9 protein-coding genes are annotated in these 12,901 nt (G+C 68.9%); 4 read left to right on the top strand and 5 right to left on the bottom strand.

Annotated features, from left to right (window positions below; genetic code table 11):
• Window positions 1-10 precede the first annotated feature (10 nt).
• A complete protein-coding gene (locus ACUVWL_RS00170) occupies window positions 11-1,369 on the top strand; it encodes a TolC family outer membrane protein (protein WP_014648347.1) in 1,359 nt (452 codons plus the stop codon).
• A 100-nt stretch (window positions 1,370-1,469) separates the two neighbouring features.
• Here ACUVWL_RS00170 and ACUVWL_RS00165 read toward each other — a convergent pair whose 3' ends face one another.
• On the bottom strand, window positions 1,470-2,714 hold the full coding sequence (locus ACUVWL_RS00165; RefSeq protein ID WP_053495626.1) for a hypothetical protein: 1,245 nt from the start codon (window positions 2,712-2,714) through the stop codon (window positions 1,470-1,472).
• Window positions 2,715-2,937: 223 nt separating this feature from the next.
• Entirely contained in the window at window positions 2,938-4,236 is a 1,299-nt protein-coding gene (gene waaA / locus ACUVWL_RS00160) for a lipid IV(A) 3-deoxy-D-manno-octulosonic acid transferase (RefSeq protein WP_014648349.1), read from the bottom strand.
• Window positions 4,237-4,296: 60 nt separating this feature from the next.
• Between waaA and ACUVWL_RS00155 the strand changes: the two genes are divergently transcribed.
• Window positions 4,297-5,214 carry an LpxL/LpxP family Kdo(2)-lipid IV(A) lauroyl/palmitoleoyl acyltransferase gene (locus tag ACUVWL_RS00155; protein ID WP_014648350.1) on the top strand — a complete coding sequence of 306 codons (918 nt, stop codon included), beginning with the start codon at window positions 4,297-4,299 and terminating at the stop codon, window positions 5,212-5,214.
• 102 nt (window positions 5,215-5,316) lie between these two features.
• On the opposite strand, the gene ACUVWL_RS00150 is transcribed toward ACUVWL_RS00155, so the two are convergent.
• Genes ACUVWL_RS00150 through ACUVWL_RS00140 form a run of 3 tightly spaced genes read right to left on the bottom strand, consistent with a single transcriptional unit; the run spans window position 5,317 to window position 7,957 of the window.
• A complete protein-coding gene (locus ACUVWL_RS00150; protein WP_197574644.1) occupies window positions 5,317-6,648 on the bottom strand; it encodes an O-antigen ligase family protein in 1,332 nt (443 codons plus the stop codon).
• A complete protein-coding gene (locus ACUVWL_RS00145; RefSeq protein ID WP_014648352.1) occupies window positions 6,629-7,744 on the bottom strand; it encodes a glycosyltransferase in 1,116 nt (371 codons plus the stop codon). Before ACUVWL_RS00145 ends, ACUVWL_RS00150 begins: the two co-directional genes overlap by 20 nt.
• A 15-nt stretch (window positions 7,745-7,759) precedes the next feature.
• A complete protein-coding gene (locus tag ACUVWL_RS00140; protein WP_005410967.1) occupies window positions 7,760-7,957 on the bottom strand; it encodes a zinc-finger domain-containing protein in 198 nt (65 codons plus the stop codon).
• A gap of 420 nt (window positions 7,958-8,377) precedes the next feature.
• On the opposite strand from ACUVWL_RS00140, the gene ACUVWL_RS00135 reads away from it, so the two are divergent.
• Both ACUVWL_RS00135 and ACUVWL_RS00130 read left to right on the top strand, forming a co-directional pair.
• A complete protein-coding gene (locus tag ACUVWL_RS00135; RefSeq protein ID WP_164111252.1) occupies window positions 8,378-11,722 on the top strand; it encodes a GH92 family glycosyl hydrolase in 3,345 nt (1,114 codons plus the stop codon).
• On the top strand, window positions 11,719-12,462 hold the full coding sequence (locus tag ACUVWL_RS00130; RefSeq protein WP_032959489.1) for a basic secretory protein-like protein: 744 nt from the start codon (window positions 11,719-11,721) through the stop codon (window positions 12,460-12,462). Before ACUVWL_RS00135 ends, ACUVWL_RS00130 begins: the two co-directional genes overlap by 4 nt.
• The last annotated feature ends 439 nt before the right edge of the window (window positions 12,463-12,901 follow it).

Genomic DNA, 12,901 nt, shown 5'->3' with positions numbered 1-12,901 from the left:
GGAAGCCGCAATGATCCGCCGATCCCTCGCTGTTGCGCTGGCCACTGCCCTGCTGCCGTTGTCCGCCCATGCCGCCGACCTGCTGCAGGTCTACGAAATGGCGCGCAATGGCGATCCGCAGCTGTCCGCCGCCGAATCGACCCGGCTGTATGACAAGGAAGGCGCCGTGCAGGCGCGCGCCGCCCTGCTGCCGCAGATCAACGGCCAGGCCCAGCTGAACCGCACGCGCAGTGAGCCGAACGCCGACGCCAACTCCGGCTCGTTCACCAACAAGCGCCGCACCTACACGATCGACGGCAGCCAGACGCTGTTCAACTGGACCCAGATCAACAACCTGCGTTCGCAGCGCGAGCTGAGCAAGGCGGCGGACTTCACCCTCGATTCGGCCAACGACAGCCTGATCGTGCGCACCTCGGCGGCCTACTTCAACGTGCTGGTGGCGATCGAATCGCTGAATGCCGCACAGACCAATGAAGCGGCCGCGAAGAAGCAGTTCGACTTCGCCGACAAGCGCCTGGAAGTGGGCCTGGCGCCGATCACCGACGTGCACGAAGCACGCGCCCAGTACGACCAGGCGCGTGCCAACACCATCGTTGCGCAGAACACCCTGGCCGATAACTACCAGGCCCTGACCGAACTGACCGGCCAGCCGGTGACCAACCTGCGTGGGCTGCCGGCCGACTTCCGCCCGGAAGTGCCGGCCAACCGTGGCAACATCGATGAGCTGGTGCAGCAGGCCACCACCCAGAATCCGGCGCTGAAGGCGCAGGAACTGAAGGTCAGCGCCGCCGAGGCTGGCGTGCAGGCCGCCCGTGGCGGCCATTACCCGACCCTGTCGCTGGGCGGCAGCTGGGGCAAGAGCGCGACCTGGGGTGACAGCACTGGTTCCGGTTCGCTGTCGCCGGACGCCCGCACCAACAGCATCGGCCTGACCCTGAGCGTGCCGATCTTCTCCGGTGGTGCCACCCAGTCCGGCGTGCGCCAGGCGCTGGCCCAGCGTGACATCGCCCAGGACGGCTACGAGCAGCAGAAGCGCGCCCTGGACCGCAACACCCGCAATGCCTACCAGACCCTGGTACAGGGCATCAGCGAAGTGGAGGCCCGTCGCCTGGCCGTGGTCTCGGCACAGAGCGCGTACGACGCCTCGCAGGTCGGCCTGGAAGTCGGTACCCGTACCGTGCTGGACGTGATCCAGAACCAGCGCATCCTGTTCTCGGCGCAGCTGGACTACGCCCAGGCCCGCTACACCTTCCTGCAGAACCGCCTGCTGCTGAGCCAGTCGCTGGGTGCGCTGGACGTGGCCGAGCTGCAGGACGTCAACCGCCTGCTGACCCAGGACGCGGGCAATCCGGCAACGACCACGCACTGATCCGTCGCCCTGCCGGCAACAAAGAAGCCACCCGCAAGGGTGGCTTTTCTGCAGGCGGTGCATCCGCCCGCAGCTACCCGTTGCGTGGCCCCGCGAACCCTCAGCCCGGCCATGCCCGCAGGCGTTCCAACGCCGCAAGGACGCACAGCGCGGCCGCCAAGGGCGCCAGCATCGGCAGCACCAGTTCGCGACCGGTTGCGCCCTGCCTCATGTCATTCCGCCGCCGCAGCACCGCCAGGCACAGCGCCGCCATCACCAGCAGGGTTGCCGGACCCGGCAGCGCCGGCAGGGTGCCCAACGGCAGCCACAGCACCAGCATCACCGCCGGCAGTCCGACCGCCGCCACGATCACACCGCGGGAGCGTCCCACTGCATCACCCGCCCCTGGCCACAGCGATGTTGCCAGCCGCAAGGCCAGCATCAGCAGCACCAGCTGCAGGGCGGCCAGGCCCGTAGCCCCCGCCAGCGGCAACAACGGCAGCATCCACTCCAATTGCGGATGCATCTGCAGCGCCACCGACAGTGGCCGGGTACTGGCAAGCGCGGAAAACTCGACCAGCCCTGCCTGCAGTGCTGCCAGCACGATCAGCAGCAGCATCGCCAGCAACGAGACCAGCGCCAGCACTGCCGGTTGCCACATCGCGCCCTGGCGGCGCAACGCAGGAAAGCCCAGTGCCAAGCCGACGCTGGCAAATACCCCCAGCAGCGGCACCGCAGCCGCCAGCACCCCGCCCAGCCCGAAGCGATACGGCGCGGTCGCCGGTGGCAGCCAGGGGATCCAGTGCGCGTAATGCACATGACGTGCCGCCAGCGCCAGCAGCAACACCCCCGCACCGATCTTCACCGTCAACAGGGCGCAGGCCACCAGCACCACACGCCGTGGCGGCAGCAATGCCAGCGCGCCCAGCATCAGCAGGCCCACCGCCGCCGTGACCTGTTCCGGCAGCCAGTCGCAGGGCTGGAGGCCTTCGGCGGCCAGCACCGTGTGCAGATGGAGGGCCATGGACTGCGCCACGCCCGCCGTGGTCGCCACCAGCTCCAGCAGCAGGGCCATGCCCAACACGCCCGCCACCCGCGGCCCCCAGCTGGCAGCCAGCAGCCCGTGCAGGCCCTCGCCCGCCGGCAACCGCAGCACCAGATCCTGCAGGCAGCACAGCACCAGGCCGGCCCCCAGTGCAGCCAGCAACAGGCTGAGCACGATGGCGGGGCCTGCCTGTGCCGCCGTGTGCTGGCCCACCAGTGCGATCACGCTACCGCCCACCAACAGTGTCAACGCCACCACCGCCAGATGGTCCGTCCCCAGTCCGGCCCCACCCGTGCCGTCCCCGCCCCTGTCGCCGTCCATCGCAAGTTCCCTTGATATCCGCCCAAGCGCGGTCGACAGCAGGCTGGCAGCCTGCGTCGTCCTGCGGAATCAGAATCGGTGGAATGTGCGCAACGATGTGATGGCAGGCACGCTGCCAGCGGCAGGGTCGGTCCAGCAACGACAGAAAAATCGTCGCTAAGCAGAATTGATGAAGTTGATCACGACAATGCTCGTCAGCGCCGCTGACTCCGCGCTGCCGCGATCACTCGCGCGGTGGTGGCAGGTGCGGCGCCACCAGGGCAAGCGTGCGTTGCAGCGCGCCGCGGCCATTGCTGACCAGCGTGCATCCCGCCCGCGCCATGTCTTCGCGGGCCTGGGCATCGTCGAGCAGGTGCTGCAGCAGATCGCCCACCGCCTGCGCGTCCTCGCCGATCAGCAGCGCTCCGGCCTCGCGCATGCGCCGGGAAATTTCCGCGAAGTTGTGCAGGTGCGGGCCGGTCACCGCCGCCGTTCCCATCGCGGCCGGCTCCAGCAGGTTGTGACCACCGATGGCCTGCAGGCTGCCGCCGACGAAGGCGACCTGGGCGCAGGCATAGAACGGCATCAGCTCGCCAAGGGTGTCGATGACGAACACGTCTGTGGCCGCGTGTGGCCACTGGTCCACGCGGCGGGTCGCCACGCTCCAGCCCTGTTCGCGCGCCAGCGCTTCCACCTTCGGGAAACGCTCGGGATGTCGCGGTGCCCACAGCAGCAGCAGCTCCGGATGCCGCTGGCGCAGGCGCCGGTGCAGGTCGATCACCGCCTGCTCCTCGCCATCATGGGTACTGGCGGCGATCCATACCGGACGAGCGGCCGGTACCCGCGCGTGGAACTGTTCGACGAAACCCTGCACATCCGGCGTGGCGATGTCGAATTTCAGGTTGCCCAGCGCCTGCACCTGGCCGGGATCCGCCCCCAGCTGCACGAAGCGCTCGGCATCGTCCTGCGACTGCGCGGCCACGCAGGTGACGGTGCGCAGCGCGCGGCGGATCAGTGCCGCCAGCAACCGGTAGCCGCGCAGCGAACGCGCCGACAACCGGGCGTTGAGGATGTACACCGGAATGCCGCGGTCACGGCAGCCGAACAGCATGTTCGGCCACAGCTCGGTTTCCAGGATCAGCGCCAGGCTGGGCTGGAAATGGCCGAGGAAACGGTTGACGCTGCCCGGCACGTCATACGGCAGGTAGACATGGTCCAGGGCGTCGCCCCACAGCGCGCGTACGCGCTCGGAGCCGGTCGGGGTGATGGTGGTGATCACCCAGCGGATGTCCGGGCGCTGCTGGCGCAGGGCATTGACCAGCGGCGCGGCGGCATTGACCTCGCCCACCGAGACCGCGTGCAGCCAGACCCGCGGCTGCCCGGTCGGCTGCGGATAGGAGGCATAGCGTTCATCCCAGCGCCGGAAGTATTCACGAACCCGGAAACCGCGCCAGACCAGGTGGTACACGGTGATCGGCAGCAGGATGTAGAGCACGACCGAATACAGGCCGCGCAGGATCCATTCGACAGGGTCTTTGCGCATGCGGCAAGGATACGGGAGCCCCCGGGGAAAGACACGCGGCCGCCTTGGTAGAATGGCCCCATGTCAGATGCCTCCACCGCCGTCCGCCCATCGCTGCGCGATCCGCGCAACTGGCCGATGTTCGCCGCCATGTTCGGCGCCTTCGCCATCGCTCGCCTGCCGTGGATGCTGCAGCGCGCGCTGGGCCGGGGCGTCGGCTGGATCACCTGGCGCCTGCTCGGCAGCCGCCGCCGCGCCGCCGAAGTCAACCTGCAGCTGTGCTTCCCCGAGAAGGACGAAGCCTGGCGCCAGCGCCTGGTGCGCGACAGTTTCGATGCGCTGGGCGTGGGCGTGTTCGAGTGCATCCGCGCCTGGTGGGGCAGCATCGACCGCATCCGCCCGCAGGTACGGATCGAAGGCCTGGAACATCTGCGGCAGATGGAGGCTGAAGGCCGCGGCGTGCTGCTGGTCTCCGGCCACTTCATGACCCTGGAAATGTGCGGACGCCTGCTGTGCGACTACGTCGACCTGTCCGGCATGTACCGCAAGCACAAGAACCCGGTGTACGAGTGGGCGGTGAAGTTCGGCCGCCTGCGCTATGCCAAGGCGATGTTCGCCAACGAGGACATCCGCGCGACCGTGCGCCACCTGAAGAAGGGCGGCTTCCTCTGGTACGCGCCGGACCAGGACATGCGTGGCAAGGACACCGTGTTCGTGCCGTTCTTCGGCCACACCGCTTCGACCATCACCGCCACCCACCAGCTGGCAAGGATGACCGGTTGTGCAGTGATCCCGTACTTCCACCGCCGCGAAGGCGGGAAGTACGTGCTGAAGATCGGCGCACCGCTGGAGAATTTCCCCAGCGAGGACGTGGAAGCCGATACCACGCGGGTCAACCAGGCCATCGAAGAGATGGTGCGCGAAGCCCCCGACCAGTACCTGTGGATCCACCGCCGCTTCAAGCGCCAGCCCGGCGGCCGGAGTGATTTCTACAAATAGCCGGATGCGGTGGAAGGGCCGGCGTCCTCGCGGTAGTCGCCAACCTTGGTTGGCGCTGGATTGAACCGAGGCCGGTCCCGGGGAGCCCACCAAGGTTGGCGACTACTGCATCGGCGGAGATTCGTCCGATTCGCGGGCCAGCAGACTGCCGGCGAACAGGGCCGCCAGCAGCACGGTCAGGCCGCCCCAGAACGCAGAATAGAACGCCAGGTGCGTATTGAGCGGGAACACGGTAACCGCCAGCGCCAGCATCGCCGGGCGGGCGCGGTCACGCGCCGCCGGCGGTGCATAGCGCCAGGCCCGCCAGGCCTGCGCCACCGCCGCCAGCCACAGCAGCAGGCCCAGCACGCCGGTCTCGGCCAGGATTTCCAGCACGATCTGGTGGGCGTGCAATGCCGGTTGATTGCCCCACACGGCGGGGCCCTCGTCTGACACGCAGGCCGGATACGCATCGCGGAAGCCGCGCGCACCGACACCGTTGACCGGATGTTCCTCGATCATGCACACCGCCGCCGTCCAGATGCGCGCGCGCCCCGAAAGCGCCTCGTCAACGCCCTGCCCGTCTTCGTTCCATGCCTGTGCCGTGCGCGCAACACGCTCGCGCAGCTGCGGCACGCCCGCTGTCAGTGCGGCCGTACCCAGCGCTGCCACAAGGGCCAGCAGCAGCAGCCGCTTCCAGCCGAACTGGCGCAGGCCGCTGTAGGCCAGCACCAGCACAAAGGTGATCCACGAGGCGCGCGAACCGGCCAGCAGCAGCACGCATCCCAGTGCGGCGGCGGCCAGCAACCACCCCGCACTGCCGAAACGCCGCGCCATCGGCAGCAGCAGGAAGGGTGACAGGCTGGCCAGCACCTGGCCGAATTTCAGGTTGCAGGGCCCGAGCGCGCCACTGAGGCGGTCGGCCAGTGCGGCTTCGTCGGCCGGGCACAGCGCGTGGCCACTTACGGCCAGCTTCAGGTGATCCAGCGACCAGAACCATGGGCTGGTGCCGGCCAGCGCCTGTACCAACGCGTCCAGCGTCCACGCGCCGGTGATCAGCGCCAGGCCACCGAAGGTCAGCCGCCGCCGTTCCGGCGTGGCTACCGCGATCGCCACCAGCCACATGAAGGGCAGGTAGCGAAGTCCGGCGGCAGCCTTGGTCCACGAGGCCGCCGGATCGATCGCATCGATGGCCGAGAACGCCTGTGGCAGCCAGTAGCCGAGGAACAGGATCGAGGTCAGGGCCCACGCCGCCGTGCTCAACAGGTGCGGGCGGCGCTGCAGCCGGCGCATGACCATGCGCACGGCAGCATAGAGCGCGCCAAGGCCGAGCACGGTTTCGGCGATGCCTGGCAACGGCCACATCGCCACGTACGCCAGCACCCACCAGGGTGCCCAGCGCCCAGCGCGGTCGTCGCGCACGATGGCAGCGGGGTCAGCCGGCGAGATCGGCATAGAGGCGGAGGGTATCGCGCTGCATGGCCTGCAGGGTAAACGGGATACGGGTCGGCAAGGATGGCGGCTGCGCCAGCAGGGCCAGCGCACGTTCACCCAGCGCGCGCGCGTCGCCGAGCGGCACCGCGCCGCCGGGCTGCAGCTGCTGCAGCAGTTCGCCGACGCCACCGTGGTCCCAGCCCAGCACCGGGCGGCCGACCGACAGCGCCTCGACCACGGTGCGGCCAAAGGCTTCCGGCTTGTCCGACAGCTGCAGCACCAGATCGCTGGCGGCGTAGGCCAGGGCGATGCGTGCGGTAGGCGTGCTGATCTGTACGGCCTCGGCCACGCCCAGTGCCGCAGCCTGGCGGCGCAGATCGGCCACGTAGGCCTCGCGCCCGGGTTCCTCGGTACCCAGCATCCACAGCTGCGCAGGCACGCCGGCGGCACGCACGTCGGCCAGCAGCTGCAGCGCGTGGGCGTGGCCCTTCAGCCGGGTACCGCGCCCGGGCAACAGCAGCAGCGGGCCATCAACCTGCGCCAGCCAGGGATAATCGGCGGCCAGGGCCAGCCGCGGGCGACGGTCGGCACGTGCTACGCGTGGGAACTGGCCGACATCGACACCGCGGGGAATGACCTGCAGTTTTTCTTCCGGCACCGTCGGGTAGTGGCGTTGCACGAAGGCGCGCACGGTATTGGACACGCAGATCACGCGTTCGCCACTGGTCATCACCGCACTGTAGCGGCTGGGCGAATTCAACCCGTGCACGGTGGTCACCCAGTGCGGGCGCTGTGCGGCGGGCATGGCGCGGATCGCGTACAGGCCCAGCCAGGCCGGCAGCCGCGAACGGGCGTGCACGATGTCCGCACCGACCTCGGCAAACAGGCGGCGCAGGGTCGGCAGATGGCGCAGGGTCAGCAGCGACTTGCGGCCGATGTCCAGGGTGAGGTGCTCGGCACCGCTGTCCAGCAGCGGCTGCACCAGGCGGCCACCGGCGGACACCACCAGTGCACGGTGGCCGGCCGCGACCAGGGCAGCAGCGATTTCCAGGGTCGAGCGCTCGACACCGCCGGAGTGCAGCGCCGGCAGCAACTGCACCACGGTCAATCGGCGCATCGAAGGGGCCGCCGTTTAGTCGGCCAGCACGAACACGGAACCGCAGTACGGGCACTGCGCTTCACCGTTGGGCTCGTCTTCGATCGGCAGGTACACGCGCGGATGCGAGTTCCACAGCGCCATTTCCGGGGTCGGGCAGCTCAACGGCAGATCGCTGCGGTGCACGGTGTAGCGCTTCTCGGCGTTGGCGGGCGCGGTGGCGGTATGGCTCATGGCGGATGTCGGTGAACGGGTTGCGAGGCCTGTGATTCTAGCATCTGGGCCGCACCGACATTGCGCCACGACGGGCCTTTGCGCGCTCCCGCCGATGCCTCGCATCTCCCCGCCGCACGCCGGGCGGCGGCGGCGCCGGGGATTTCGCGGTCGTTCCGGCAGGTTCGCTCGCCAGAATCGACTCCAGCGATATTTCCCGCATTTGGATCGAACTAAATGGCACTTGCCAGCGCGCGACGGCTGTTGCAGGATCGGGCCAGGTCGCACCCCGACCCACCCAATCCAACCCGATCGCATGGCCCGCCCCCACCGGACCGGCATCGCCTCTTCCACTGCCAGCCTGGCGGGCGGAGCGATGCTGTCCGTGGTGTCCGCCGATGCGGGTTCTGCCCGCCGCCAGCCCTTCCGGGAGACCCTTGCATGACCCTGTCCGATCCGCGCCGCGCCCTGCTTCCACTCGCCCTGGCCCTGGCCTGTGCGACCACTGCGATGCCGGTGCTGGCACAGGGGCTGCAGACCTCGTTCGAGCCCGGCGAACCTGCCCCGACGCAGGCCGCGGGTGCACTTCAGGTCACGATCGGCAACGGCCCTGCGGCGCCTTACGCCGCCAAGCGCAACGCCGGCTACAGCGGCCTGCATGCACTGCGCTACAGCAGCGAAGGCGGCAGCGCGCGGCGCGAACTGTTCAAGGCCGACCTGCCCATCGAGGCTGATACCACGCTGTCGTGGCTGGTGCTGCCGGAGATCGTCGGCAAGGACACCGTCGCTTCGACCTATGTCTCGCTGGACCTGCTGCTGGACGATGGCAGCCGCGTGTCGGCCGGTGCGGCGCGCGACCAGCATGGGGTGGCGATCGGCGCACGCGCGCAGGGCGAATCGAAGACGCTGTACCCGCAACAGTGGGCGCGCAAGGCAGTGCGGCTGGGCGACGTACCCACGCTGAAGGGCCGCCGCGTGGTGGCGATCGAGCTGGAGGTGGCCAGTGCCGAGGGCGCGCCGGTCTCTGGCTGGATCGATGACGTGCGCCTGGACGCACAGCCGCGGCAGCGGCCACAGCGCGTCTCCGACTGGGTGCTGACCACCCGCGGCACCCAGGCCAATGGCACCTTCTCGCGCGGCAACAATTTCCCGGCCACGGCGGTGCCGCACGGCTTCAACTTCTGGACCCCGGTGACCGATGCCGGCGCACTGAACTGGCTGTACCGCTGGAACGAACAGAACGACGCACAGAACCGCCCGCAGCTGCAGGCGCTTGCGCTGAGCCACCAGCCCAGCCCGTGGATGGGTGACCGCCAGACCTTCCAGGTGATGCCCTCGGCCAGCCGTGGCGTGCCGGAGGCCGACCGCCGCAAGCGCGCGCTGTCGTTCGATCGCCGCCATGAAAGCGCGCGCCCCTACCGCTACGACGTGCGCTTCGACAACGGCATCGCTGCCGCCATCGCGCCGACCGATCATGCCGCGTTGTTCCGCTTCGACTTCCCCGAAGGCGGTGACGCCAACCTGCTGTTCGACAACGTCGATGCACGTGGTGGCCTGACTCTGGATGCCGCCACACAGACGCTGTCGGGCTACACCGATACGCGCAGCGGCCTCTCCAACGGCGCCAGCCGCATGTACGTGGTGGCCAGCTTCGACAAGCCCTGGCGCAGCAGCGGCCGCCTCGACACCGGGCGCCCGACCGGCTACATCAAGTTCGATGCCGGCAGCGAGCGGCGGGTGACGATGCGCATCGCCACCTCGCTGATCTCGGTGGAGCAGGCGCGGCACAACCTCGCACTGGAAATCGCCGCCGCCGATACGCTGGAGAGCGTGGCCGGCCGCGCACAGGACGCGTGGGACGCGCGCCTGGCCCGCTTCGACATCGGCGATGCCAGCGACGACCAGAAGACCACGCTGTACTCCAGCCTGTACCGGCTGTACCTGTACCCGAATTCCGGCCACGAGAACGTGGGCAGCGCCGCCGCACCGGAGTGGCGCTACGCCAACCAGGCCAGCGCCAGCGATGACAACACCGAAGGCAGCGCGACCCGCAGTTACGCCGGCGTGCGCGATGGCAAGGTGTTCGTCAACAACGGCTTCTGGGACACCTTCCGCACCACCTGGCCGGCCTATGCACTGTTCACGCCCGACGATGCCGGCCAGCTAGTGCAGGGCTTCATCGAGCAGTACCGCGCCGGCGGCTGGATCGCACGCTGGTCGTCGCCGGGCTATGCGGACCTGATGGTCGGTACCAGCTCGGACGTGGCCTTCGCCGATGCGTGGCTGAAGGGCATCGGCGGTTTCGATCCGGCCGAGGCCTACGCCGCCGCGCTGAAGAACGCGACCGTGGTCCCGCCCGACCGCCATGTCGGCCGCAAGGGCATGGACCGTTCGACCTTCCGTGGCTACGCCAGCGCGGACGTGCATGAAGGCATGTCGTGGACGATGGAAGGCGCACTCAATGATTTCGGCATCGCCAACATGGCCGACGCGCTGGCCAAGCGTGCGACCACGCCGGCCGCACGCGAGCGCTACAGCACCGAGGCCGACTACTTCCGCTATCGCGCCGCCAGCTACACGACGATGTTCGATCCGGCCGCCGGCTTCTTCCAGGGCCGCACTGCCGATGGCCAGTGGCGCGTGGACGCGAAGGACTACGACCCGCGCGTGTGGGGCCACGACTACACCGAGTCCAATGGCTGGACCTTCGCCTTCACCGCTGCCCACGATGGCGAAGGCCTGGCCGCGCTGTACGGTGGCCGCGACAAGCTGGCGGCGAAACTGGATGCCTTCTTCGCCACGCCGGAAACCGCAGACCCGGCACTGGCCGGTTCCTACGGCGGCACCATCCACGAGATGACCGAGGCGCGCGATGTGCGCATGGGCATGTACGCGCACAGCAACCAGCCGGCGCACCACATCCCGTGGATGTACCTGTACGCCGGGCAGCCGTGGAAGACCCAGCAGCACGTGCGCGAGATCCTGTCGCGGCTGTACGTCGGCAGCGAGATCGGCCAGGGCTATCCGGGCGACGAGGACAATGGCGAGACCTCGGCGTGGTACGTGCTGGCCTCGCTGGGCCTGTACCCGCTGCGCATGGGCGCCCCGGAGTATGTGATCGGTTCGCCGGCCTTCCGCCACGCGCGGGTGGAACTGCAGGGCGGCGCGGTGCTGACCGTGAACGCGGCCAACAATTCGCGAGAGAACGTCTACGTGCAGTCGCTGAAGATCAACGGCACGCCCTGGACGAAGACCTGGGTGCCGCACGAGCTGATCGCCAGGGGCGCGACGCTGGACTTCGTGATGGGCCCGCAGCCGTCGCGCTGGGGCAGCGGCGTGGATGACGTGCCGCGCTCGCTGACCGCCCGTGGCCAGCGCCCGCAGCTGCTGCACGACCTGCTCGGCAGCGGCGCGAAGGCAACACTGGCCGATGGCCGCGCCCTGCCGGCGCTGGTCGATGACGATGCGGCCACCACCGTCGGCCTGGGTGGCGGCGCGACCATCGCACTGACCGGCCTGAGCAATGGCACGCCGACGATGTATACGCTGACCAGCGGTGACGGCCGCATCCAGGGCGGCGAATGGACGCTGGAAGCGCGCAATGGCAACGGCCACTGGACCGTGCTCGACCAGCGCAGCGGCGAAGCCTTCGAGTCTGCCCGCCAGACCCGTCCGTTCCGCATCGCCAGACCCGGTCGTTACAGCGAGTACCGGCTGCGCCTGGCCGCGCCGGGCCGGCTGCCGCTGGCGGAGATCGAACTGTTGGCGCCCAGCGCCGTACAATGAGCCCTATGCGCTACCGTCTGTTGCCTCTGGCCCTTGTTGCCCTTTCCTTCTCCAGCTTCGGCCAGACCCAGGCCTTTGATGCGCAGCTGACCCGCGACGGCGTGACGCTGAACTACCAGGACGCCCGTGGCGCCCTGGCCGCGCCGCAGCGCAAGCGGGTGATCGATACGTTCTACTTCGCCTACCTGCGCGAACGTGCGGACTTCCACCCGGCCGCGCCATCGATGGTGCGCATCGTGATCGATCCGGCCTACACCGGGATCGCCTTCGTCGGTGACAAGGACCAGGCGGCAACGATCACCATCAATCCGGGTTGGCTGGCGCAGCACCCCAACGACATCGACCTGGTCACCCATGAGGCCATGCACATCGTGCAGGGCTATCCGGGCCATGGCGACGCACGGGTGCCGGGTTGGCTGGTGGAGGGCATCGCCGACTACGCACGCGACCGCTACGGCATGGACAATGCCGCCGCGGGCTGGTCGCTGCCGGGCAAGGTCGAGAAGGGTCAGAACTTCGACAGCGGCTACCGGGTCACCGGTGCGTTCCTGAAATGGGCCGACGCCGAACACCCGGGCCTGGTGCTGGCACTGGACACGGCCCTGCGCGATGGCCGCTATGCACCGGCGCTGTGGCAGAAGCACACCGGCAAGGCACTGCCCGCACTGTGGGCCCAGTACGCCAAGCCGCGGTCGGATGCACCGCCGCCGGCCCCTGCACGCCGCGGCAAGCGGCGCTGACTGGCTGGTCAACTGGGAATTGGGGCGACTGGGTAGAGTCGACTGTTAGTCGACTGACTTTCGTACAGCCCCCGAAAACCCCGCGCTTCGCGCGATAGTCGACCAACGGTCGACTCTACCTCGCTGCTTTCTACGCCTCAGCGCGACTGCACGAAACCGGCGTACAGCGCGAACAGCTGCTGGAAATATCGCCGCGTGACTCGATTACGCATGACACCCTCGCCCGTGAAAGTTGGTCGGGCCCAGGGTGGGAAGGCCGGTCCGGTACCTTCCCACGGCCGGGCCGCGTGGGCGTATTGGGCCGCAACGGCGTTGCAGGGAAATGACCGGGCGGCGTAGCGCGTGTGGCAGGTTCTGCGGCCGTTGCGGCAAATGAAAACACCGGGCAATGCCCGGTGTTTTCACTTGCGCCGACGTCCAGCCGCGCCAGCGCCATCAT

It is taken from the genome of Stenotrophomonas muris, assembly GCF_052751275.1.
Note: the sequence above shows the minus strand (reverse complement) of the source record. Positions and strands in the feature narration are given on the sequence as shown.

What these genes read in the sequence shown, in the direction of transcription:
- ACUVWL_RS00170 (WP_014648347.1), top strand. Translation starts at nt 11, where the DNA reads ATGATCCGCCGATCCCTCGCTGTTGCGCTGGCCACTGCCCTGCTGCCG.
- ACUVWL_RS00165 (WP_053495626.1), bottom strand. Translation starts at nt 2,714, where the DNA reads ATGGACGGCGACAGGGGCGGGGACGGCACGGGTGGGGCCGGACTGGGG.
- waaA (WP_014648349.1), bottom strand. Translation starts at nt 4,236, where the DNA reads ATGCGCAAAGACCCTGTCGAATGGATCCTGCGCGGCCTGTATTCGGTC.
- ACUVWL_RS00155 (WP_014648350.1), top strand. Translation starts at nt 4,297, where the DNA reads ATGTCAGATGCCTCCACCGCCGTCCGCCCATCGCTGCGCGATCCGCGC.
- ACUVWL_RS00150 (WP_197574644.1), bottom strand. Translation starts at nt 6,648, where the DNA reads ATGCCGATCTCGCCGGCTGACCCCGCTGCCATCGTGCGCGACGACCGC.
- ACUVWL_RS00145 (WP_014648352.1), bottom strand. Translation starts at nt 7,744, where the DNA reads ATGCGCCGATTGACCGTGGTGCAGTTGCTGCCGGCGCTGCACTCCGGC.
- ACUVWL_RS00140 (WP_005410967.1), bottom strand. Translation starts at nt 7,957, where the DNA reads ATGAGCCATACCGCCACCGCGCCCGCCAACGCCGAGAAGCGCTACACC.
- ACUVWL_RS00135 (WP_164111252.1), top strand. Translation starts at nt 8,378, where the DNA reads ATGACCCTGTCCGATCCGCGCCGCGCCCTGCTTCCACTCGCCCTGGCC.
- ACUVWL_RS00130 (WP_032959489.1), top strand. Translation starts at nt 11,719, where the DNA reads ATGAGCCCTATGCGCTACCGTCTGTTGCCTCTGGCCCTTGTTGCCCTT.